Below are 24,997 nucleotides of genomic sequence, written 5' to 3' on the forward strand. Positions count from 1 at the left end.
CCGCTTTACGTAAAGTGCAACTTTTTTATCAAAATAATTACTTCTTCTTACCTTCTCTTTAAAGATTTATGATTTACAAAAAATCCGATTCTATCATCAACTAAGTGGAAGTCTTAGTAAAATTAGTTATAGGTTATTTGTCGTTCATTGCTCAGCTTGTAAACTCCTATAATAGCCCATTTGAATAGAAAAAATACTCTGATTAATTTCGTAGAAGTACTAAAAATTAAATCAGTCGGTCATTTATTCAAACAAGTACTTACAACCGCAACAAAACTAATTTTTATAGCAAACTAAACACTATAAAGCTATTTTAAAGTATTTAGCTAAATACTTTAGCTAAATACTTTAAAAATTAGCCAAAACTAGTATTTTAGCTTTATGGAAGAGCTAGAATACTTAAAAGGTCGGGGAGCCCAGTTAAATCCGGCTAACCGTTTCCGGAAAAACGAGTATGTTACGGAACATTTGGAAGGTTTAGACGAGCCTTTCTGGCAAAATTCAAAAACAGAATTCTTTTCCGAAGCTCCTAAAAAAATTATCAACAAAGTAGAAAGTCCGGACCTGGGACTCTCCTACTCAATGAATCCGTATCAAGGCTGCGAACACGGTTGTATTTATTGTTATGCCCGCAATACCCACGAGTATTGGGGTTACAGCGCCGGATTAGATTTCGAAAGAAAAATTATTATTAAACATAATGCTCCCGAAGCATTAGCGGCGCAACTCGAAAATCCTAAATGGCGGGTACTACCGCTTATGCTAGCCGGCAATACCGACTGCTACCAACCCATAGAACAAAAAATGCAGCTTACTCGCCGGATGCTTCAGGTACTTTTAGAATACCGGCACCCCGTGAGCATTATTACTAAAAACGCGCTTATTCTGCGCGATTTAGATATTTTAACTCAGCTAGACAAGTTAAATCTGCTGCACGTAAATATCTCACTTACTACTTTAAACGAAGAACTCCGGTCGCGCTTGGAGCCTCGTACTGCTGCCGCTACTAAGCGTTTAGCCGTAATAAAAAAGCTAAGCAGTGCCGGAATTTCGGTAAATGTTATGCTGGCTCCCATAATTCCTGGGCTCAATGATCATGAAATACCCGAACTAATGCGGCAAGCCGCTGAACATGGCGCTGTATCGGCGGCATACAATATTGTGCGTTTAAATGGTTCTATTGGGGAAATATTCCGGGATTGGCTCGCGAAAAATTATCCGGACCGGGCAGAGAAAGTACTCAATCAGATTGCTGCCTGCCACGGCGGAAAAATCAACGACAGTACTTTTGGCCGCCGAATGACCGGCGAAGGAAAATGGGCCGAAACCATTGGCAATTTGTTCCGGATGGCAAAACAGAAGTACTTAAAAGATAAGCAAATGAAGCCTTATAATTACCACCTGTTTTGTACGAAAGCGGGCAAGCAACTCGGTTTATTCTAGCTAAAAAAAACCTAATTGCTTGTAAATACTGCACGCAAAATTTAGAACGTAATAATTAGTGGCCTTTTGCTGATTTAAGTTTTACTTAATCTTCTACCCTACTAATGATCAACGTTTATTTACTTACTTATAAAAAGATTTAATCCGGCATTAAACCTTTTCATGAGGCTACCCTCTAAGTAATAAATGAATGTTTTTAATTACTTATTATGAAAAAGTTAGTATTTGTTTTTGCTTTAGGTTTATTTGCTGTTTCTGCTACTTACGCGCAAACAGGTAACCAGACAAACACCGAACAACAATCGTTACGACGGGAACGGGCCACCCCCGAGGAACGGGCAGCACGCCAAACAAAAATGATGGCCAAATCTTTAGGTTTAACGGCCGATCAGGAAACTCAATTGCAAGCTTTAAATTTAAAGCGCATGCAGGAAATGCAGGCCTTACGCGGAAAGTATAAGGACAGCGGCGCTACGCAAAACAACAACATTGGTAAGGAGTCCAAAACTCTGCGCGAGAATTGGGAAACCCAGCTAAAAGCTATTTTAACTCCGGAACAATTTACCAAATACCAAGCGCAGCAAGGAGAAATGCGAGACCGTCGGCATAGAAATACGCCGGACACTAAATAATCGTAATATTTTAGAAACCCGAGTGGTTCTTAAACAAAAAAGCAAGCGCTAATGCTTGCTTTTTTGCTTTTCTTTTGTAATCAAATTCAAGTCCCGTTCGGTTCTATATTCCTTTCACCTTCTTCTAGATTACTAGCTACTATTTAACTTTCAGCAAGCCGTTGCGCTTAAGAAGAGCTAAAGGCGAAGGTTCTTTACCCCGAAAACGTTTGTACAGAATCATGGGAGGTTCGCTGCCTCCCGCCGACAATATGTGTTGCCGGAACAAAGTGGCTGTTTGCTTATTAAATACGCCTTTTTCCTGAAAAAACTCAAAAGCATCCGCATCCAGCACTTCGGCCCATTTATAACTGTAATAACCCGAAGAATAACCGCCTTGAAAAATATGCGAAAAAGAACAACTGGTATTAGCGCCTTTTACAAAAGGTAAAATTTCGGTTTCGGCTAAAATTTTATTTTCAAAAGTAAAAACATCTTCCCACAAATCCGTTTGAGTAGTATGCCAGGCCAAATCCAATCGAGCTAAACCTATTTGCCGCAAAGTAGCATAACCAGCCATAAAATTGGTACTTTCTTTAATGCGCTGAATAAGTTCATCCGGAATGGGCTCACCGGTTTGGTAATGGCGGGCAAATAAATCCAGGCTTTCTTTTTCGGTAGTCCAGTTTTCAAAAACCTGCGAGGGAAGCTCCACAAAATCCCAATACACATGCGTACCCGAAAGGCTGGAATAAGTGCTGTTCGCGAGTAAACCGTGTAAAGCATGGCCAAACTCATGGAATAAAGTACGCACTTCGTTAAAGGTAAGTAAGGCGGGTTTACTGGGAGTAGGTTGGGTAAAATTACATACTATAGCCACGTGCGGCCGATGATCATGGCCATGTTCTTTTTTTTGCGACCGATAAGAAGTCATCCAGGCACCATTGCGTTTACCCGGCCGGGGAAAGAAATCGCAGTAGAAAATACCAATATGCTGCCCTTCTTCATCCTGCACCTCGTAAACTTTTACATCCGGATGGTACGTTTCAATTTCCGTATTTTCTTTATACACCAAACCATATAATTTACCGGAAACCGCAAAGACGCCTTCAATAACCTTTTCCAGTTGAAAATAAGGTTTCAGAATTTCATCGTCAATGGAGTACTTTTCCTTTTTTAATTTTTCGGAGTAAAAAGATAAATCCCAACGCTGTAAATTTTCCGGTCCACTTATTTGCCGGGCATAATTCGTTAGTTCCTGTACTTCGTGTTCCGCTACGGGTTTGGCATGAATTAACAAGTCCTGCAAAAACCGACTAACTTTACCGGGTGTCTCGGCCATTCTTTCTTGCAAAACAAAATGGGCATGTGTCTCAAAACCTAATAACTGCGCCCGTTCCTGCCTTAACTTAACTATATCTAATACCACCGATTCATTATTATAAGCATTATCCTGGCAGCCGCGTGAGGCATAAGCCCGGTAAAGTTGCTGGCGAAGCTCCCGGTTTTCAGCGTACATCATAAAAGGGATATAGCTCGGTAAATGGAGGGTAAACAGCCACGAATTTTCTTTACCCGCTTCCGCGGCTGCCTGAGCGGCGGCTTCCCGCAAGAATTCCGGTAATCCTTTTAAATCTTCGAGATTGGTTATTTCCAGCGAATAACTATTGGTTTCGTGGAGTACATTTTCGCCAAACACCAACGACAAACGGGCTAATTGATTATCTATTTCGCGTAGGCGAGCTTTGCCGCTTTCGGGTAATTGCGCTCCGTTCCGAATAAAGCTTTTATAGGTTTTATCCAACAAGGTTGCTTCTTCCGCATTTAATTGAAGATTCTTTTTTGTTTCATAAACCTGATTAATCCGCTGGAAAAGCGCTTCATCTAATATAATGTCGTTCCCATAGGCCGCCAGTAAAGGTGATATTTCCTTGGCTAGTTGCTGCATTTCAGAGTTGGTTTCAGCCGCATTCAGGTTGAAGAAAATACTGGAAACTCTATCCAGTAATTCACCGCTCCGTTCCAGAGGTACAATAGTATTTTCGAAAGTGGCAGGAGCAGGATTATGGGTTATTTGATTTATTTCTTGTTTACCTAAACGAATAGCCTCTTGAATAGCGGGCAAATAGTGTTCATTTTTTAGGGATGAAAAGGGAGCTGTATCAAAAGGAGTAGCAAAATTGATTAATAACGGGTTCATGAGCTACAATTATATTATTTAATTTAAGTAAAAATAAGGTAAAGCTACAAATTTAACGCACCAATAAGATTGTAAAATCTAGAGTTGCTAGTACGTTCAGGTAAACTTAAGCCCTTATTGCCACCAAATTAATTATATAATTCAGAGAAGTCGCTCAATCGGTAAACTATTATTACTCTAATTTCAATTTAAATAGGCCAATCTAATACTATTATAATTTTGTTTATACTATCATTTGCTTCTGCAAAATTTATTCAAATAACTGCGGTACGTGCAGATCGGCTAAGTACGGGTCCAGGCAAGTTGCTTTGGTGTAGGTTCGAATTAATCCGACATCTTTAAGATTATATAAAAACCAAACTTCCGCGTAAAAACTGCCTAACCAATAAATATTTATTTTACACCAGCCTTTTATTCTATAATGCAAATAATGTCCCTCCGAATGAATATACTGCATCTGTTCGGTTACGGGCAGCGATTCAAAACTTTTTACATTCAGCATATCATTTAGTGGCATTGCTTAACGGCAAGTTGGCAAGCTAGTTTATCAATAGTTAAAATATATGTAGCCTCTAACGAAAATTATTTAATTTCGCTGCTCTTCTAACCTTATAACTTTTTAATTCACTAAAGAACAAAAATCTCCTTTTTAAATTTCTATAATTGAAATAAAAAGTATAAGGCCGTAATGCCAATGAATGTGGTAATTAAACCGGCTAAAAGTTCGGGTTTACTCCGGGATAAAGAGCAATTGGTACAAGTTTCTTGGTTGGAGATATAAGAAAGTCCGCATTTAGCACAAACTCTCCATTCGATTTTGTTAAGTAAAAGTTCTGGTTGCATATAAATTTGTTTACGGTTTAACACAAACTACAAAGCTATTCTTCATTTACTGCATTACTTAAATATACAGCTAATCTTATAACTTTCAAGCGTTTACCTTAATAATTTACTTAAAGGCAGTTTATCAATAGGTTAAGCATAAAACCCTGAATCTATTTGCTTCTTTAACACTTTAATCAATTATAAATTAGAATACTCCAAAAAAATATTAAATAGTAAATATTATGGCAGCAAAATTGCGGATATACGATGAGCAAAATAATAGCATTCTTATTGGAGTTAGATATAACTATTATGAAAAAGGAACGTAATATACCTTTATTATAATATATAAAAGTTGTACTATAAATAAAATTATTTTGATTGTTTTGATTTACCTTATCTTTTTTTAACTTTATATTTATGAGAAAAGTAGTTTTAAGTTTAATAATAGCGGCATTCTTTAGCACTTTTACGCAGGCGCAAAATATTCCTTCTTCTGCCGAAAAAAGAATTACCTTATTAACCCGGGTAATGGCCACTGAACTGCAGTTGAACGAAGCAGAATATATAAAATTAAGAGCCCTTAATCGGGAAAGAATTTTGAAATCGGATGAAATTGCGGCCATGTACAGCGATAACCCCGCTATTTTAGCTTCAAAATTAAAAGAAGTAGAAACTGACTTTGATAAGAAATTTACGGCGCTACTTAACCCAGTGCAATTAGCTGCTTACAAAACTTACCAAGAAACTACTGATTCAAAACTTACCGCTTTACAAGAAGATAAAACAGAAACGAAAAAGCCGAACAGCTCTGCTGCCAGTAAAAAATAAAAATTATTAAAAAAAACCTCCCTACTAAAAAGGCCACTCCTGTGAGAGTGGCCTTTTTAGTATAGGATAATTTGCCTCTAATTACCAGATTTTAATTTGCTCACCGGCAGGTTTTACCATTTTGTCGCCGGGTTGGCAGCCAAAGGCTTCGTAAAACTGAGGCATGTTCATGAGAGGTCCATTCGTGCGGAAGCGGCCCGGCGAGTGCGGATCAGTTTGCACCTGCTGATTAAAGAACTGCTCGGTACCGTTTACCCGCCAGATTTGCGCCCAGGCTAAAAAGAACCGCTGTTCGGGCGTAAAACCGGCAATTTTTTCTTTACTCTTACCCGCTAAGGCTTTCTGCAAAGCTGTGTAGGCAATATTTAAGCCACCAATATCCGCCAGATTTTCGCCTAAGGTAAGATTACCATTTACTTTTACGGATGGTAAAACTTCGTAAGCGCCGTATTGATTCACCACCATGTTAGCGCGTTTGGTAAATTGCTCGGCATCCGCTTTCGTCCACCAATCTTTTAAATTACCTTCGGCATCGTACTGGCGGCCTTGGTCGTCGAAGCCGTGGGTAATTTCGTGGCCTATAACCGCACCCATACCGCCGTAATTTACCGCGTCATCGGCCTTAGGGTCGAAGAAAGGCGGCTGCATAATACCGGCGGGAAATACAATCTCGTTCATGGGAGGATTATAATAGGCGTTTACGGTGGGCGGTGTCATTATCCACTCTGCCCGGTCGATGGGTTTACCGAGTTTATTTACGTTGTAATTAAAATCAAACTCGTTGGCCCGCAGCACATTGGTAACGTAAGATTCCCGGCCTATGGTTAAAGCTGAATAATCTTTCCATTTATCGGGGTAGCCAATTTTTACCGCAAAAGCATCCAGTTTAATTAGCGCCTGCTTTTTGGTAGTTTCGCTCATCCAATCCAGGTTTTGTACGTGCTCCTGAAATGCATCGCGCAAGTTCTTTACCATTTCCAAGGCGCGGGCTTTGGCTTCGGGGGTAAAAGTTTTTTCTACGTACAATTGCCCCATGGCTTCGCCAATAGCAGCATCCGTAGTACGTAACACTCGCTTCCAGCGCGGCTGTAAAGCTTTGGTGCCGCTCAGCACTTTGCCGTAGAAGTTAAAATTTTCCTGCACGTAGGCCTGGTTCAGGTAAGGAGCCGTAGAATGAATCAAATGCCAGCGTAAATACGCCTTCCAATCAGTAACCGACCCGGATTTTACCAAAGTATTTAACTCTTTAAAAAAAGCCGGCTGTCCTAAAATTACTTCATTTACGCCTTTTGCGTCTAATTGCGTTAAAAGCAAATTCCAGTCGATAGCCGGCGTTTGTTTTTGCAATTGATCAATAGTCATTTTATTATAGTTCGCCTGCGGGTCGCGCAACTCTACGCGGGTGCGGGAGGCTTTAGCTAGCCGGGTTTCCAGTTCCATTACTTTTGCCGCATTCTTTTGGGCCGTAGGGGCATTCTCGCCGAGGAGCGTAAACATGTTTTGTACATGCTTCATGTACTCCGCGCGGATGTTTTTGGAACGATCGTCTTCTTTCAGGTAATAATCGCGATCGGGTAAGCCCAAACCACCTTGGTTTAAAGAAATGGCGTATTCGGTACTTTTCTTTTCATCCTGGCCAACGTAAAAACTAAACATACCGCTAATGCCCAATTTTTTTAATTGCGCCACCGTAGTGAGCAGACCTTTTACATCTTTCACGGCAGTTACCTTATCAAAATAAGGCTTTAAAGGAATAATACCCGACTGCTCAATAGCGACCGAATCCATACCGGAACCAAAGAAATCGCCTACTTTCTGGGTGTTACTTCCTTTAGACGCCGCAGAATTGGCCGCGGCTTCCGTTAAAATAGCACGCTGAACCGCATAATTCTTATCGGCCAATTCGTTAAAACTGCCCCAACGGCTCTCCGCGGCTGGCACCGGGTTATTTTTAATCCAGCCACCATTGGCGTATTGAAAAAAATCTTCGCAAGGAGATTGCGTAGTATCCAGGTTAGCTCTATCCAAACCCACTCCCCTATTCATTTTGGGATCGTTGGCAATAGTGGAATTAACCGTTGTTTCGGTAGTAACTTTTTGGGTAGGTGCGGTGCTGCTGCAACTAGCCAGGTAAAATCCGGCCAAGGTTAAGGCACCCAGCCGGGAAAACTGTAACGTCATAAGGTTTTGAAAGTAAGATTAAAAAAATAATTATACAGCAAGATAGGAAGGAAAAATTAATCTACGGAAATCCATGGGGAGTATGGAGAGTGTAAAACAAAGAAAGCTTCATGGGTGCATTTTCTTATTTACATAAATTCTCTGATGGGTAAAATATATTAGAGGGGAATACCCTATTTTATAAATCTTATAATACGTGCGAGGGATGTTGTTTCTTTTACAGCAATTCTTTAGCTGGATCCCAAAATAGCTTATCAAAATCTACCACCCGGTCGTTTTTTACCCTTATACCTTCTTGTTCCAGGCTGGCCTGCATGGCATCCGGCGATTCAAAATGCTGTTTACCAGTAAGCAAACCATTCCGGTTTACTACCCGGTAAGCCGGAATGTTGCTTGTGGCGTGCGAGGCAATAAGAGCCCATCCTACCATCCGGGCCGAGCCTTTACTGCCCAAATAACTGGCAATAGCGCCGTAAGAAGTAACCCTGCCCGCCGGAATGAGTTTTACCACTTCGTATACGTTTTGAAAAAAATTCTCGTCTTTGGATTTAGCCATGTTGCCTGAAGATTAAAATACTTTGCGAATACTGTTTGTTGTTATCCCGATTTAATATTGTTTTTACAAAGTTTAAACTTCAGAATTGAAACAGAATCAAAAGCTAATTTGCGATTATTTTAGAAAACTTCTGCGTGTTCCGTTGGTTAATGCCGTGTTAGCTGGCCGCACCAAACAGTTTTATTAAAATATGGACTTTCTTTGAATCACTAGTTGCTAAAAACAAGTAGTTAAGTTAGCGAAAGCCAGGTTACTGATTAACCTATTAAAATTTATATACCGTAATCCAAGTAGTATTTTCGCTCATTCGCGAGTAACGTTTCTAAAACACCCATGAAAATTAAGTATTTTGTTTATGCTCTATTAGTTATTGGATTTGCTTCGCTGATAGTTTACCGCATCTCGGCAAATAAAAAACAAGCAAGTGCCGGCGGTGGTCCAGGTGGGGCGGGCGGTAATGCCGGCGCTGCTCGGGGACCCGGTGGACCCGGTGGGGCAAGAGGCGGTATGATGCAGGTAGATGGTATAGTGGTACAACCGCGCGAATTTGCCAATAATCTGGCTGTTACCGGTTCCATTGAAGCTAATGAGCAGGTACAAATCCGGGGACAGGTTTCCGGTTTAATCCGGAGTATCAGTTTTAAGGAAGGCAGTAACGTAAAAGCCGGTCAGGTTTTACTAAAAATTGATGATGCGGAATTGCGGGCCCAATTGGCCCAGGCCCAAACCCGACAAAATCTGGCTTCCGAAAATGCAGAACGCGCCGCACAGTTATTTAAAAAAGAAGCAATTAGTAGAGAGGAATTTGATATTGCTACCGCCGACTATAAAACTTTACAAGCGCAAACCCAGTTAATTCAGGCGCAATTAGCTAAAACCACTATTACCGCTCCTTTCTCCGGCCGGATTGGTTTGCGTAATGTATCCGTGGGTGGTTATTTAACTCCCGAAACCATTGTGGCGAACCTTATCAGCACCGACCCGGTTAAAATAGCTTTTTCGGTACCGGAAAAATACGCCAGCCAGGTTAAACTAAATACGAAGTTGCAACTAACCGTAGCCGGCACTACAAAAAAATACACCGGCACCGTATATGCAATTGAACCGGCCATAGAAGCTACTACTCGTACCTTACAATTAAGAGCGCGTGCCGCCAATCCCAACGGCGAATTGCTGCCGGGTTCTTTCGCTAACATAGAATTTCCTTTGGCTTCTATTCCGGATGCTTTATTGGTGCCTACCCAAGCAATTGTACCCATTCAGAACGGCAAAAAAGTGTTTGTGGTTAAAAACGGGAAAGCCCAAGAAGTAAAAGTAAATGCTACTACCCGCACCGAAAAAGAAATTCTGATCACCTCCGGCCTGCAACCAGGCGATACGGTGTTAACTACCGGTATTATGACGTTAAAACAAGATGCCCCCGTTAAAGTAAGAATTACGAGAAGCTAGCCATGATAACTTAAACCCGACCAGCTTTACAACCCAGTCGGGTAAATGAAATATCTAGAATTTATTACCTAAAACTTATTACCTAGTTATATGAGTTTATCGACCACCAGTATTAAAAGACCGGTTTTTACCATTGTAATTAACCTGATTCTGATCTTATTCGGGGTAATTGGTTATACCTTTTTAGGTATCCGGGAATATCCCTCCATCGACCCGGCCATTGTATCGGTAAGTACCAGCTATACGGGAGCCAACGCCGACATTATTGAATCGCAGATAACCGAACCTTTGGAAAAATCTATTAACTCCATTGATGGTATCCGCAATATTTCTTCGTCGAGTAACCAAGGTAGGAGCAACATTAACATTGAGTTTAACCTGGAAAAAAACCTGGAAGAAGCGGCGAACGATGTACGTGATAAAGTTTCGCAGGCTATCCGTTCTTTACCCCAGGATATTGATGCTCCTCCAGTAGTCGCTAAGGCTGATGCCGACTCAGAACCCATTGTAACCATGACAGTGCGGAGTAAGACCCGCAGCCAGTTGGAACTGAGTGATTACGCCGAAAATGTACTCTCTCAGCGCTTACAGACCATTCCGGGCATTAGTAGTGTGCAAATCTGGGGTCAGAAAAGATATGCCATGCGCCTATGGCTCGATCCCAGGAAACTGGCTTCTTATGGTCTGACGGTTGCCGATGTACGGGAAGCCCTTAACCGGCAAAACGTGGAATTACCCTCCGGCAAGGTAACGGGTACCAATACTGAGTTAATGGTAAAAACCTTAGGTAATCTTTCCAACGAAGAACAGTTTAATGATTTAATTGTAAAATCGGAAGGCGACCGCATTATCCGGTTTAGTGATTTAGGGAAAGCAGAATTAGGTCCCGAGAACCTGGAAACCAAAATGACCGAATCCGGTGTACCAATGGTTGGCTTGGCTATTGTACCCCAACCGGGCTCTAATTACCTCGAAATTGCTGGTAACTTTTATGATCAGTTAGACAAACTGAAGAGCGATTTACCTAAAGATTTGCAACTGGATATTGTCATGGACAATACTTTGTTCATTAAAAAATCGGTAATTGAAGTAGCCGAAACCATTCTGATCGCCTTAGTGCTGGTAATTTTAATTATATACCTGTTTTTCCGGGATTGGAGCATTGCTTTCCGGCCCTTGATTGATATTCCGGTTTCGCTGATTGCCACTTTCTTTGTTATGTACCTGGCTGGCTTTTCGGTTAACGTATTAACCTTACTTGCCATTGTACTGGCAACCGGTTTGGTTGTGGATGATGGAATTGTAGTAACAGAAAACATTTTCAAGAAAGTAGAGGAAGGCATGTCGCCGATTGAAGCAGCAATTAAAGGCTCCAATGAGATATTTCTGGCGGTTATTTCTATCTCTATTACCCTAGCAGCCGTATTTTTGCCAGTTATCTTCCTCGAAGGTTTTGTTGGCCGGTTATTCCGGGAATTTGGGGTAGTAATTGGAGCAGCGGTACTTATTTCGGCCTTTGTGTCCTTGACGCTTACTCCTATGCTCAATGCCTACCTCATGAAAAAAGGCGGACACAAAAAAACCCGGTTCTATAATTTTACCGAACCTTATTTCGAGAAGCTCAATTCCGGATATGCCGATTCTCTGAGCCGGTTTATGAAAAGAAAATGGCTGAGTTTTCCCATTATTGGGGTTTGTTTAGGGCTGATTGTATTGTTCTATATAACCTTGCAAAAAGAAACCGCTCCTTACGACGACCGCAGCATGTTAAGGGTACAGGTTTCAGCGCCGGAGGGAGCTTCTTTCGAATACACCGACCGATTTATGGAAGAATTAACGCAGTTGGTTAATGACTCCATTCCGGAAAAGAAAATTGCTTTAGTAATTACCTCTCCGGGCTTTGGCGGTGCTGGTTCCGTTAACAACGGCATGATGCGGATGACTCTAGTGGACCCTAGCCAAAGAGAGCGCTCCCAGAAAGAAGTTGCCGAGAAACTAACGCAACTTACCCGGAAATATCCGGAAGCTCGTACAATCGTATCGCAACAACCTACTATCTCCGTTAACCGCCGGGGCGGTCAGCCCATTCAATACATTATTCAGGCACAAAACTTCCAGAAACTGGAAGAGAAAATACCTCAGTTTATGGAGGAGGCCAGTAAAGACCCTACTCTATCTAACCCTGATGTTAATTTAAAATTTAATAAGCCCGAAATTAATATTACCATCGACCGGGAAAAAGCCCAAAGTTTAGGTGTATCCGTGATTGATGTGGCACAAACACTGCAGTTATCCTTAAGTGGCCAGCGTTTCGGTTATTTTATTATGAATGGTCGTCAGTACCAGGTGATTGGCCAGTTCGACCAGGTAGACCGGGACGATCCTTTAGATTTAACTTCTTTGTTTGTTAGAAGCAGTACCGGTCAATTAATTCAGTTAGATAATTTAGTAACCTTAGAAGAACGCAGCAGCCCACCGCAATTATTCCATAATAACCGTTATATGGCGGCCACTATATCAGCAGGTTTGGCGCCGGGTAAAAGTATCGGCGATGGTATTGAGGCTATGGACCGGATTGCGGCCAAAGTATTAGAACCAACTTTTACTACCGATTTAGGCGGCGAATCACGCGACTTCGTGGAAAGTGGTTCGAATACCGCTTTTGCCTTTGGCTTGGCTCTGCTCCTGATTTATTTAATTCTGGCCGCACAGTTTGAAAGCTTTATTGATCCTTTAATTATTATTATAACGGTACCTTTAGCGGTGGCCGGGGCTATGTTGTCGTTGTGGCTATTTGGCCAAACCTGGAATATTTTCAGCCAGATAGGTACCATTATGCTTATTGGGCTGGTAACGAAAAACGGTATTTTAATTGTGGAATTTGCTAACCAGTTAAAAGAAGAAGGCAAATCAAAAGCCGAGGCCATTCTGGAAGCGGCTGAAGCCCGCTTACGTCCTATTTTAATGACCAGTTTAGCCATTGCCTTGGGAGCTTTACCCATTGCTTTAGCTTTAGGAGCCGCAGCGCAAAGCCGGATGGGCATGGGTATTGTAATTGTGGGCGGTACGCTGTTTTCTTTAGTATTAACTTTATTTGTAATTCCGGCCATCTATGCCATGTGGTCGCGGGAATACAAACCAAATCCCGAACTGCAACGCGCCAAAGAGATAGAAAGAGAAGTGTTAGAAAGCGTTCATTAAATACATTGTTCCGGTTACCTCAGAATGTAAACATCTTCTTTCGAGCAGCTATTTTTTATTCTCCTAGGGTAACCGGAACTTTCCCTGTTCTTGTAAAACAACTAAACTATTTTTCGCTACAGACTAAACATTGCTAGGTAAAACTTATAACCTGCAACCTGTAACTTATAACCATTTACTATGAAGTCAATTTTTGTTTTCCTGGTTACTTTGCTTTTCACTTTTAATTCTATACCAGGAAAGGCGCAGGAAATTTTAACATTAGAAAACGCGGTTCGGATTGCCCTTGAAAAAAATTATGATATTAAATTAGTAACCAACGATTTAGTTATCGACCGGAACAATGTAAGCCGGGCTAATGCCGGTATGCTGCCAACCTTAGGTGCTAATATTACCAATAACAATAATATTCAGACGGGCCGGCAAACCCGCCAAACCGGATTGCAGGAATTTAACAACGTTAAAAGCTCTAATACCAGCTACGGCACCGATTTAAACTGGACTATTTTTGACGGTTTCCGGATGTTTGCCCGCTACGAACAATTAAAAGAATTAGAAAAATTAGGCGATGCGGAATTAAAGCAAACTATTCTTACTACTCTAGGCAATGTTATTAGTACGTTTTATGAGTTAGTAAATCAGCAACAGCAATTACGAGCCTACGATTCGGCGATCATTATTTCGAGGTTGCGGGTACAAACCGCGCAAAACCGGTTTACCATTGGTAAAGCCGCTCGTTTAGAAGTGTTAAATGCCCGCGTGGATTTAAGCACCGACACTACTAACCTGGTGCAGCAACAGGCGCTTTACCGGAACACCCAAATCCGGCTAAATGAAATTTTAGGCCGCGATGTAAATATTGTTTTTAGCGTACCCAATGACTTATTCATCGATAATAAATTAGCCTTAGGTTCTTTATCTGACTTAGCACATCAGCAAAATCCGGCTTTAAAAGTAGCGCTGGTAAATAAAAAAATTGCCGAATTAGATTTAAAACAAGTACGGGCTAACCGCTACCCTACCATTGGCGTAACCAGCGGTTATACTTTCAACCGTTCCCAATCGGCTTTAGGGTTTGCTACGCAGGCGAATAACCGGGGATTTAACTATGGCCTATCGGCGTCGGTAAACATTTTTAATGGTTTTTTGCAACGGCGCAACGAACAAAATGCCGAAACTTTAATTCAGAGCGCCCAACTGCAATTCGAAAAGGCGGATCTGGCCATTAAGTCTCAATTAGCTTCGGCTTACCAAACTTACGTTACCAGTTTAACCTTAGTAACTCTGGAAGAAAACAATCAAAAAATAGCCAAGCAAAATCTTAATATCACTCTCGATAAATACCGCTTAGGCAGTATTGCCCCGGTAGAATTTAGGGATGCGCAGTTAAATTACCTCAATGCCCGGGTTCGTTTTAACAATGCGCAGTACGTGGCTAAACTGGCCGAGATTTCTTTAAAAGAAATCGCCGGCGATTTAAATTTATAAATCTGTAACTGTTTCTGTTTTTTATACATTCCTGTTTAAGAAAAAAGCCTGCTTTGTTAAAGTAGGCTTTTTTAATCTAATTTTACTTTTGTTTCTTTATCCGGTTCCAGAAATAGGCTAACGAATCCGTCATTTGCACTTTATACGGTTGTTCTTTTATCAATTTCTGAATATGATGGATCCGGGAAGTTAGAGGCGGGTGCGTACTTAAAAACTCCTCCGGATTTGTATTGTTGGAAGCTTTCTCCTCTTGCTTTAATCGCTGGAACAACAAAAGCATTCCCTGGGGATTGATGCGGTTTTGCCGGAGTATTTTAAACCCGTATGCATCGGCTTCTTCTTCTAATTTACGACTATACTCCAGGCGTTTCAGCATATCGGCATTTTGAACCACTACGCCAACAATCCCCGATATATCGCCCAAAACAAGAGAAATAAATAAATAACTAGCTAAACCCCGGAATAAGGCACGAGTAGTATGTCGGTTTTGAACGTGGCCCGCTTCGTGGCCCAGTAGGGCCGCCAATTCCTCGGGCTTTTGCATTCGATTTAATAAGCTACTATGCACTACCAAAAAACCACCCGGTAAAGCAAAGGCGTTCGGGTTAGATTCGTCGATTACGGTAACTTGAAACCGGTAGTTACTATTTACACGCAATTGCCGCATAAAGCCCCGTACTTCGCGGGTAAGTTCTGGCTTAGCATTTTCTGTTTGAACTACTTGCTGGTACAACTGCTTACCTAAATACTCATCCGTTGCCTGGGGCATGATACGGGCTACCTTATCTGCTAAGCGGGGTAAGCCCCAAAAATAAAAGCTCAATGCCGAAACCAACAAAATAGCGGCAGTTATCCAGAACCAGGGTCGTATCTTACTGCTTGGTAAAATTACTGGCGCTTGATTGTACGGAATTGGCTGATATTGCTTTTCAAAATTTTCTTTAAACTCGGGATCATTAATTTCTAATCTCTGAACCGGATAGTTGCCGTAACACAGAGAAGTAAATTCCTGGTCCCCCAATATTTCTTTCTGAATCCGGGAGGGTTGCCAGTAAACTATAACCGGTACGGCTTGATCGGGAGCTTGGTACATAATCTGTAACTGCCCCGAACCCAGAGTTATTTGTGCAGAATGAGGCCGGGAAGAGTTGCCATCGAAATAAGTACCGGCAAAAACAGATTTCATACAACAATTATCTAATATCTAAACTAGATTCACATCCAGCCTATCGGCTACATTTTTGTAAGAAGCATTTTAATATTGCTCTTCGGTTTGTATCAGATTATCCGGATCAAAGAAACCAACAAGTTCTATATTTAAAGTAATATAAGTAGTTGTGGGTTATTCGTTGTTCGTTGTTCGACTAATTATTTTATGAGAATGCGTAAGTTACCTCAAATGGTAGTCGAAACTAAGCTCGTTGAAGTACTTAACATAGAATTTGTTTGGATATCAACGAAGCTATAAAACTTGAGATTAAAAAAATTAACCACCTGAAGTACCCAAAATACATTTAAACAGGTGAAAAATTATTTTTTATTCCTTGAATCTAATACTTTTTAAATTTTTATAGAATTGATTAGAATAGGGCAAATACAACAAAAAAGCCACCGTATTTTACCGGTGGCTTTTTTGTTGTATTTGTACCGACTAAACTACATCGCAACAGCTTTAGCTCTTTTTTTGGCTTTACTTTTTTTAGAACCTTTCGCTTTAAACGCGGTTTTCTCTTGAATTATGTTTTGAATAAAAGCTACTTCTTCCGCTTTATACGGTTCACCGTTGGGCCGGTAAATATCATGAAACCAAAGCTCGGGCTCAGCCGGATAAACTTTTTGCCAGGAGTTCCAAGGATAGATGGTGTTAGATTTACCAGCCACAAAACCCCAATTAATCATAGCTACGTTGTATTTGCTGGCTACCGGCAAAGAGCGTTCAAACACACTTTTATTGCCGCGCGACATATATTCGGTGCAGATTAAGGGTTTGCCGTATTGCTGCAGGTACACAATGCGTTTTTCCAGTTCCGGGGCATCGTCGTAATTATGAAAAGAAATAACATCGGAATTTTCGACCTGAATTTTTTCGATCGGTTTTAATTTTTCCGGGGTAGACCAATCGCCCGCCCAGATACCGCAGGTAAGCGGTTGGGAAGGGTTGGCTGAACGTGCCCAGGTAAATACTTGGGGCAGCAGATTAGTTACTAATTCTACTTTGTTTGCTGGTTCCCACCGGCCATAACTGGAATTATTTGTATTATCCGGCTCGTTCCATACATCCCAACCTAAAATGCGGGCATCATCTTTAAACTGACTTACTACTCCCGTCACGTATTTTTGCAGTTGCGGGTATTGTTGCGAATCTTTTAAAACGTCGGCTCCGGGTCCTTGTACCCAACCCGAGTTATGTAAGCCTTGAACCGGTTCGTGTTGCTTGCCCAAATGCGGAAAAGGATCCCAACAAGAATCAAACAAGACGAACAAAGGCCGGATTTTATGTTTGGCGCAAATGTCTAAAAACTGGTTAATGCGCTGAGTAAAACCGGCTTGGTCTGAGTTCCAAAGTTGATCGTGCAAAAAAACCCGCATGGTATTAAAACCTAAGTTTTCGGCCATGCCCATTTCTTTATCCAGCGTAGCCGGGTCAAAAGTTTCGGCCTGCCACATTTCTATTTGGTTAATGGCGTTTACGGGCAGGTAATTAGCTCCGAGCAACCAGGGTTGTTGGGCATACCAGGCATTGGCTTGTTCTTTCGTCCAGACGGCGCGCTGGGCAAACAAGTTAAAGGATACAAAAAGGTAAACGAAAAACAGTAAGTATTTTACGGATCGCATCGGGTAAAAAGTTTAGTTAAAACCAGTTTTGAATAACGAAGCAGACTTTGCTTTTTGCGGATTTAATATTACTAAATTCTGGTTTACCGAAGCAGATTTATTTTAAAAACTATACAACTAAGTTAATTACAATAACGAGTTAGCAAAGCCTAAGCAACGGTATAAATTGTGTTGGAAGTTAATTACCTTTGGTCTGGTTGGTACAACTTATATAACCCGCTGTCCGATTACTAAAGTAAGTTTGGCCGAAAGTATTTTTTGGCCTAAGATTATGAATAGGTATTTACAAGAGAATTTAATTTGCTTCCTGCAAAATTAGACACTCGCACAGAAGTAGATTAGAAATAAATTTATTTTTACAGGCGTGAGAAAGAAATATTTGTAGAGGAATAAACAGTATTTACCTGTTCTCCCGAAAGATTTACCCGCCAATTTCCTAAAACATCTATCTTCTATTTAATTCTATTCGAGTACTTAAATTAATAGATAGAAAAACTTAGATTCGTTATTCAATTATGAAAATTCTTTTTTTTATTCCGCTTTTGTGCTGGATAGTAGATGTTGGCCCTAAGGTAAAACCGGAAACCAATACCCCATTGAATAGTAGCATAAAAGGAAAATGGACCAACGAGCGAACTCACCTACAGTTTATTGTAGATAGCCACTTGGTTCATGAAGAGGAAATTACCGACGAAAAAGGTAAAGAGTATAATTTTGATGGTACAACCGTCCAGGTTATTTATCCGGATGGAACTACCGCGCAGGGTACTTATTCCGTATTTATAGAAGAAGAAAAAAAGAAGCTTTTTATGCAATTACGCGGCACAACCAATACCTATACCCTTATTGCGGTAACGCCAACCAGTATGGCCTGGCAAAAAGATTTGGAAGACACCTACTATTACGAAGGTTTTACCCGCAAATCAGCTGAGCGCGCCATTTATACCGAAGAGTTAAAGCGGAAGCAATAAAATTATTACGCAAAGACAAAATTAATTAGCCTCTTTATTTACCAATTAAAACAAAAGGAGCCCAGTAATAAGGCTGACTGTACTTTTTTTGGCGTACTAATTTACGTTTCGCTATTTGCAAAGCAATGGTTTTACTTTTGCCGGAAAGTAATTCTTTATAAAAATATTTCATTAAGTCGGCGGTAGAAGCATCATTTACCTTCCATAAGGAAACGATTACATTCTTGGCTCCGGCATAAAGTAATGCTCTGGTTAAACCGATTACGCCTTCCCCGTATGCCAGTTTTCCTAAACCAGTTTCACAAGCCGAAAGCGTAACTAATTCCGCCTTTAAACGCAGGTTGTAAATTTCTCCGGTATATAACGATCCGTCCTCTTGATTTACATTCTCTTGGCTAAACAGTAAACCGGATAGTTCCGGGAACTTCTCATTAACAAAACCATGAGTAGCTAAATGGATGTAGTTATAGCCGGAAACTTCCTCGTTTTTAATCTGGCGTTCACTGGCTTTATTATGCAGATATACTTTGGCTACTTCTCCCTTGTCCTGAAACAAGCGAGCAATAGTATTCACTTCCTGCTCCGAAGCAAATAAAGGAGGGATGCCTTGCTCCATAAATATCTGGCTGCTCCGGGTACTTTCTTGTCCATTAGTAGAGCTAGCTTTATGTCTGCCGGATTCAACTTGTAGAATGGGGGGATTGGTTATTTTAGAGAATTCTCGTCTAGCATTGGTAACAGCTCTTGAACTGCTCTCCAGGCTTGATTTAGATGATAAAGAATGCGGCGTATTGGCTGATGCCTTACTATTATTTATGGAATCAACGAATACGGGAGCCATGGCCAGTAAATTTCTGGTTGTTGTTTCTTTTTCTGAATTTAATCGCTGGTAAAGCAGCCAGGCAGAATAGGCATAACTAATGGTGTATTTGTTTAATAAGTAAGAAGACGGTTTTCTCAAGTTCTCACGGGCAGGTTTGGAAAGTAGCGCTTCAAACGGAAAGGCAGTTAACTCGCCGGACGGAATAATAAGTAACGACTTTATAGATTTTGGCAGGTTAAATGGCATTAATACTTTAAAAAGCTGGTAGGCAACCTGTTGGTACAAATCCTGGTCCTGAAGCAGAATTCCTTCTCTGAAAGCGGTTAACTGTCTTCGAAAAAGGTTATCTAACGGAATGGATTCTACCTGAAAAAAATGATGACCAATTATAAATACTTGAAGAAGAGAATCCGTCAGCACGTATTCTAACAGAACGGTTTTCTTATCAAGTTTATCTTGCAGCTGCTTAGGAGTAACAATAGAAGATTGGTATTTAAGAGAATAATACTGCGGATAAAATTCTTCAAATTGCTTTATCAGGCTTTTTTGCTGACGGTGAGCCGTAAATAAGTAATTTTCGTAGCTTTGTATTTTACTGCTGTCTGCCTCCTTTCTTTTTGTAAGTTCTTTGGCTAATCGCTGGGAGTATTGCGCAATTTGCGTTCGGATAGTTTGGTCCTGTTTTAACAATGAATCTGGAATACCGGCAAACATTTTGGCCTTTGATTCGGCCAGTGAAGTTTTAAGAACACTGGCTTTACCTTGTTCGGCAAAGTAGAAGGCTTTATCTAAATAGTTTTGCTCTTTGGTTAAATGAAATAATTTTAGGCATAAAGGCAGCGCTTGTTGATATAACTCCACCGAACTGGAAGTAAATGCCACCTTATCGCTTTCTTTCTCAAAATTCTGCTGAATTTTATTTGCCAAAGAATCCGCTGCACAAGAGGTTTGGTAAGCCAATTGCAAATCCGTAATGTTATGAGATTGGTTAAATAGTATTTCCAAAACTTTAGCTTTAGACCGCAGAGAGGTTAGTAAAGGTTTGGCAAAGAAAAAAGGATTGGTCTGGCCTTTCAATACAGGATTGTAGGCAACCGTTGAATCTTGAAAGTCAGGCAAATTGGCTATAATAGCCTGCTGGTATTGTTGCAAGGATTTCTTATACTCCCTTTTATTTAAATAGACATTACCAATTTGGATATAAGCGTCCGCTACACTAGGATGCGTTTTACCAAAAGCTCCCAGATAACCCTGTAATGCTTTTTGGTGATATTCCAAAGCCTTACCGTATTCGCCTTTACTTTGGTACAGCATTCCTATTTTATTATAAGATTCGGATACGTCCGGGTGCGTTTTGTTTAAAGCCGAAAGTCTAATTTCCAAACCTTTCTGGTAGTATTTCAAGGCATTATCGTACTCGCCTTTCGCCGAGAATACATTCCCTATATCGTTGTACGAATTAGCAACTCTAAGATGGGTTTCGCCTAAAGAGAAACGCCTGATTTGCAATGCTTTTTGATGGTATTCTAAGGCTTTCTCGTATTCTCCTTTTTCGTAGTAAGTATTTCCTATGTTGTTATAAGAAAAAGCAACATTGGGATGGTTTTCCCCCAGAACCACTCGCCGGATGCGCAATGATTGTTGGTGGTATTCTAAGGCTTGATCGTACTCGCCTTTTGTATTGTATATTTTGCCAATTGTTTGATAAGAATTAGCTACCCCTTGGTGAGTTTCTCCAAATATAGTGCGCCGGATCTCTAAAGCTTTCTGGTAGTACTCTAAAGCTTTCTCGTATTCCCCTTTATCAAAGTATACGTTGCCGAGTTGGTTGAAGGTGTCCGCTACACCTCCATTCGCCTCACCGTAAGCTGAACGCCGGATGTGTAAGGCCATTTGGTGGTATTCTAATGCTTTCTCGTACTCGCTTATAGCTTGGTATATAATTCCCATGTAATTATAAGACTCCGCTACATCCGGGTGCGTATTACCATAGGCAGAGCGCCGAATATACAAAGCCTTTTGATGGTATTCTAAACTCTTATCGAACTCGCCTTTTACTTGCAGTACGTTTCCGATATTATTATAAGAGGCGGCTACCCTCGGATGAAAATCGCCGAAGATAGTACGCCGGATATGCAAAGCCTTCAAATGACATTGCAAAGCTTTGTCGTACTGTCCTTTCAGGTGATAAATATTGCCTAAATTATTATACGAATCCGCTACCTCTCTATGCGTATTGCCTAAGTTAGTAAGTCTGATCTGAAGGGACTTATTGAAATATTCCAGGGCTCTATTATACTCACTCTTAAATAAGTATATACCTCCTAAATAGTGGTAAGAAGTAGCAATTTTTAAATTTGTTTCATTAAAAAAGATGCGCTTCATTTTTAATGATTTTAGGTGAAGTTCTAAGGCCTTATCGTACTCACCTTTATCGGAGTAAATATTACCCACTAGATCATACGAATCGGCTACATTTGGGTGTCCTTCGCCTAGTACTTTTCGGCGCATTTGCAAAGCCTTTTCCTGAAATTGCAAAGCTTTCTTGTACTCGCCTCTCATCCGAAGTATTTCGCCGAGGTTAATATAACATCTAATGGCTTTGGTCGAATCTCCTTTAAATTTTTCTAAACCTTCCTGTAACGTTTGGGTAGCCGTTTGCAAAGCTTCCTGGTACCTGCCCATTATAAATAAACTATAGGAAAACTCATTATCACAGTCTAGTTGCTTATCCCATAGCTGATACTTTTTATATAATCCGGCCGCTTTGCCCAAAAGCGCCATGGAGCTGTCATAAACCCCTTTCTGCTGCAAACGCAAAGCCTTATTATACCAGGCGCGGGCCTGAATAGTATCTCTTCTTATCTGCTTAACTTGGGCATGGGCAAACGGTATATTAAAAGAAAACAGAACAAGAGCAATTAACAGGTAAGTCTTCATTTTAATTTATGATACTACACAAAACGGAGGCCTTCTATTTGGACTAATACCCTCAATTAATATTTATTATTGTTATTTTAAATATAAAATAATACTTTAAATTTACTTATATTATATTGAAATTTACCATTACTAAGCTTATTTAAAAGTAAAGTATTTATCATACTTTACCTTTATTTCTGGTTACTTAAAGAAGAGATACGTTAGTACCTAATGAGGTCTTTTTACAAGACAAATTTCTAAGATGGAAACTACATTTAATCTGGCATATCGAGTAAGCTTCCGTTCTAAAAGATATGCTCGTATTTGTATAATAGCTATTCTTCTGTTAGGAAAAATAAATAGCGGTCATGCACAAACTCTTTTACCGGCAACTTCCTACAAATACAAGGTAATGCACCAGATATTCGACCGGTTAACGTATGCGTATGCCAACGGCCGGCCGCAACCTGAATTAGAGATTATTGGGCGCAGTAAAAATAAAACCAAGGTAATAGCCATGTATAAACCTGGTAATCATCCAGTTATTCAATTTGATGAAGAGGTTTATGATTTGTGCGCTAAATTACAGAAGGATTCACTTAACGCCTTAGCCGTTTTACTTAGTCATGAATTAGCTCACCATTACGAAAAACACGATTGGTACTTCACTTTTGGCATTGGCCAGCCGAATACCAGTATGTCCAAGGCAAACATTCAACAATTTGAATCAGCGGCTGACTTTTACGGGTGCTTCTACGGTGAGCTATCCGGCTACGCTACGGGTCGGGTTTTTCCTCGGGTTTTAGATATGATTTATGAATATTTTAATCTATCGGAAAGCTTAAACGGTTATCTAACCAAAGAAGAACGAAAAGCAATTTATGCCAAGCGGCAAAAAGAGGCCATGCAAATGGTGGCGGTATTTAAAGCCGGTTTTTTTCTTTACCTGATTCAGGAATTTGAATCCGCCGCCCAGTGCTTCGATTTTCTGGTAAATAAGTTTCCCAGCAGAGAAATTTATAACAACTTAGCGGCCGCCAGACTGCAGCAGGCCTTAGTGCTTTCTTCGGGCCAGGAAAACACAAAATTTGCCTATCCCGTTGAAATGGATGCACAAAGCCGGTTAGTAACCCGCAACCGGGCTCTCTCGCCTGAGTTTAACGAGCAACCCTATCTGCAATTATTAAGTGAAGCCCGCAAATATTCCGAGCAAGCCCAGAAAGTAGACCCTAATTATGTACCCGCTTATATAAACCTGGCCTGCATTTATTCCCTCCAGGGAAATCAACCTGCCGCTATTGGAATTATTAATGAATTAAGTCCGGCTTTAATTACCGGCAATGCTCATTCTATTAGAGCCATTGCTTATTTTAAAGATAATCAGTTTAATAAAGCTCAGAAAGATTTTGAAATAGCTAACCAGAAAGGGGCTTATATGGGCCGGTATAACCTGGAACTAGCTAATAAAATGAACGAATCGTTAACCGCAAGTTTAGCGATGTGGGTGATGAGTTGGTTTGAGGAAGAAGAATCTTCCGTTATTCCGGACCGACCTGTGAGTATTATACCCGAACTAATTGGCGGAAAAAGGAACAATGCTGCTTTGCTCACACCCTCTCCCCAAATAAAAGTAAGCAAAAACCCTAACCTTACTATTCAATGGAGTGAGTTCCATGACCATCTGCAATTAAGTATTCAAAATAGCACCCGCAACTACTTGGCCCTTTTAACCCTCGATAACTATCCTCAGCAAACCGCCAGAAAAATAAAGCGAGGCACTCATTCCAACATTTTAGTTAAGAACTATGGTAAACCAACTTATACTTTTACAGGAACTTCCGGTGAGTATTGGGTTTATACGAACCAAAAAATAGCCTTTCACCTAGATAAAAACAGTCGCGTTAACAGCTGGGTAATTTATACCCGCACCTTATAAGGCAACAAAATAGTTTCTCCTCTTTATACTGTTACTTTCTATCACTTAATTTTCTGAGGCTAACTTTCATTCTAGTAAAAATTAGGCTGCTTTGATCAATTAGCTATTTGGTTTTATAAAGGATACATCCGAATAACTTTGGTTTGTAGTTTTGCTTCTCTACCTATACAGTAACAAGCAACTGGTTATAAGTTAGCATTTTATTAAAGTTACATTCATTTTTATCCTTCAGCGCTAACTATCTTGATTTAGGAGAAGCCGAAAATGCATTTGGCCCCACTTACATTTTATATTTCTTCCCATGTTCCCACTACTCGACTTCTATGAAGAAATTAAAAAATCATTCATTTCAATAGCCTCTATTTTTTACTTAATAGATATGATAAAACAAATATTTAAGCAAATTTTTTAATTTTTTGCAAAGTAACCGGTAACAATCCCTCAGTAACCTGTATTTAAGAGTGAATATGTTTAATTTAGTTAAAATTCGGTAAACTATTTAAAAATAAATTATGGTGCTAAAGGTTTGTATCCACCCGGCAAAGTAAGTTATGACAAGACTATTAATCAGGCAAAAGTATATCTTTCCGAATAGTGGTACTGGTTAAAACGGTACTATTATTCTTGAGTGACCAATTAAATGAATGGTAATAAGTAATATAAGATCAACTGGCAGGTTATGCCAAATTTAAGTTTCAGATAGCAAGCAGTTAAATAAGGGCAAC

The 24,997-nt window shown here is 40.3% G+C and carries 15 protein-coding genes; 8 read left to right on the forward strand and 7 right to left on the reverse strand.

The genetic code is table 11. The annotated features are described in order from the left end of the window. Positions 1 to 381: 381 nt before the first annotated feature. The gene (locus AHMF7605_RS08480) at positions 382 to 1,443 is read left to right on the forward strand and encodes a PA0069 family radical SAM protein (protein WP_106928302.1); all 1,062 of its coding nucleotides are present in this window, start codon (positions 382 to 384) and stop codon (positions 1,441 to 1,443) included. Positions 1,444 to 1,652: 209 nt separating this feature from the next. Further along, positions 1,653 to 2,075: a DUF4890 domain-containing protein gene (locus AHMF7605_RS08485; RefSeq protein WP_106928304.1), complete on the forward strand. Its 423-nt coding sequence runs from the start codon at positions 1,653 to 1,655 to the stop codon at positions 2,073 to 2,075. A gap of 139 nt (positions 2,076 to 2,214) precedes the next feature. On the opposite strand, the gene AHMF7605_RS08490 is transcribed toward AHMF7605_RS08485, so the two are convergent. Together AHMF7605_RS08490 and AHMF7605_RS08495 are read right to left on the reverse strand one after the other, a co-directional pair. Beyond that, positions 2,215 to 4,254, reverse strand: coding sequence for a M3 family metallopeptidase (locus AHMF7605_RS08490; RefSeq protein WP_106928306.1), 2,040 nt, complete (start codon positions 4,252 to 4,254; stop codon positions 2,215 to 2,217). Positions 4,255 to 4,504: 250 nt separating this feature from the next. Beyond that, the gene (locus AHMF7605_RS08495) at positions 4,505 to 4,771 is read right to left on the reverse strand and encodes a hypothetical protein (RefSeq protein WP_233218985.1); all 267 of its coding nucleotides are present in this window, start codon (positions 4,769 to 4,771) and stop codon (positions 4,505 to 4,507) included. 728 nt (positions 4,772 to 5,499) lie between these two features. On the opposite strand from AHMF7605_RS08495, the gene AHMF7605_RS08505 reads away from it, so the two are divergent. Beyond that, a complete protein-coding gene (locus AHMF7605_RS08505) occupies positions 5,500 to 5,910 on the forward strand; it encodes a hypothetical protein (RefSeq protein ID WP_106928312.1) in 411 nt (136 codons plus the stop codon). A gap of 81 nt (positions 5,911 to 5,991) precedes the next feature. Here AHMF7605_RS08505 and AHMF7605_RS08510 read toward each other — a convergent pair whose 3' ends face one another. Continuing rightward, the gene (locus tag AHMF7605_RS08510; RefSeq protein WP_106928314.1) at positions 5,992 to 8,091 is read right to left on the reverse strand and encodes a M13 family metallopeptidase; all 2,100 of its coding nucleotides are present in this window, start codon (positions 8,089 to 8,091) and stop codon (positions 5,992 to 5,994) included. A 217-nt stretch (positions 8,092 to 8,308) separates the two neighbouring features. Continuing rightward, the gene (locus AHMF7605_RS08515; protein WP_106928316.1) at positions 8,309 to 8,647 is read right to left on the reverse strand and encodes an MGMT family protein; all 339 of its coding nucleotides are present in this window, start codon (positions 8,645 to 8,647) and stop codon (positions 8,309 to 8,311) included. Between the two features lie 333 nt (positions 8,648 to 8,980). Between AHMF7605_RS08515 and AHMF7605_RS08520 the strand changes: the two genes are divergently transcribed. The 3 genes from AHMF7605_RS08520 (at position 8,981) to AHMF7605_RS08530 (ending at position 14,785) form a co-directional block, all read left to right on the forward strand. After that, positions 8,981 to 10,096 (forward strand): efflux RND transporter periplasmic adaptor subunit, encoded by a 1,116-nt coding sequence (locus tag AHMF7605_RS08520; protein WP_106928318.1) that lies wholly within the window; start codon positions 8,981 to 8,983, stop codon positions 10,094 to 10,096. A 90-nt stretch (positions 10,097 to 10,186) separates the two neighbouring features. Beyond that, positions 10,187 to 13,297 (forward strand): efflux RND transporter permease subunit, encoded by a 3,111-nt coding sequence (locus AHMF7605_RS08525; protein ID WP_106928320.1) that lies wholly within the window; start codon positions 10,187 to 10,189, stop codon positions 13,295 to 13,297. A 180-nt stretch (positions 13,298 to 13,477) separates the two neighbouring features. Beyond that, positions 13,478 to 14,785, forward strand: a complete 1,308-nt coding sequence (locus AHMF7605_RS08530) for a TolC family protein (RefSeq protein ID WP_106928322.1) — start codon at positions 13,478 to 13,480, stop codon at positions 14,783 to 14,785. Between the two features lie 82 nt (positions 14,786 to 14,867). On the opposite strand, the gene AHMF7605_RS08535 is transcribed toward AHMF7605_RS08530, so the two are convergent. Both AHMF7605_RS08535 and AHMF7605_RS08540 read right to left on the reverse strand, forming a co-directional pair. Next, positions 14,868 to 15,971: a M48 family metallopeptidase gene (locus AHMF7605_RS08535; RefSeq protein WP_106928324.1), complete on the reverse strand. Its 1,104-nt coding sequence runs from the start codon at positions 15,969 to 15,971 to the stop codon at positions 14,868 to 14,870. A 470-nt stretch (positions 15,972 to 16,441) separates the two neighbouring features. Further along, complete coding sequence (locus AHMF7605_RS08540) at positions 16,442 to 17,620, reverse strand: glycoside hydrolase 5 family protein (RefSeq protein ID WP_106928326.1); 1,179 nt, start codon at positions 17,618 to 17,620, stop codon at positions 16,442 to 16,444. A gap of 515 nt (positions 17,621 to 18,135) precedes the next feature. Between AHMF7605_RS08540 and AHMF7605_RS08545 the strand changes: the two genes are divergently transcribed. Beyond that, entirely contained in the window at positions 18,136 to 18,591 is a 456-nt protein-coding gene (locus AHMF7605_RS08545) for a hypothetical protein (protein ID WP_106928328.1), read from the forward strand. 34 nt (positions 18,592 to 18,625) lie between these two features. Here AHMF7605_RS08545 and AHMF7605_RS08550 read toward each other — a convergent pair whose 3' ends face one another. Then, the gene (locus AHMF7605_RS08550) at positions 18,626 to 22,354 is read right to left on the reverse strand and encodes a CHAT domain-containing tetratricopeptide repeat protein (protein WP_106928330.1); all 3,729 of its coding nucleotides are present in this window, start codon (positions 22,352 to 22,354) and stop codon (positions 18,626 to 18,628) included. 244 nt (positions 22,355 to 22,598) lie between these two features. On the opposite strand from AHMF7605_RS08550, the gene AHMF7605_RS08555 reads away from it, so the two are divergent. Further along, positions 22,599 to 24,272 carry a hypothetical protein gene (locus AHMF7605_RS08555; RefSeq protein WP_146153548.1) on the forward strand — a complete coding sequence of 558 codons (1,674 nt, stop codon included), beginning with the start codon at positions 22,599 to 22,601 and terminating at the stop codon, positions 24,270 to 24,272. Positions 24,273 to 24,997: the final 725 nt, after the last annotated feature.

The organism is Adhaeribacter arboris (assembly GCF_003023845.1).
Lineage (GTDB): Bacteria > Bacteroidota > Bacteroidia > Cytophagales > Hymenobacteraceae > Adhaeribacter > Adhaeribacter arboris.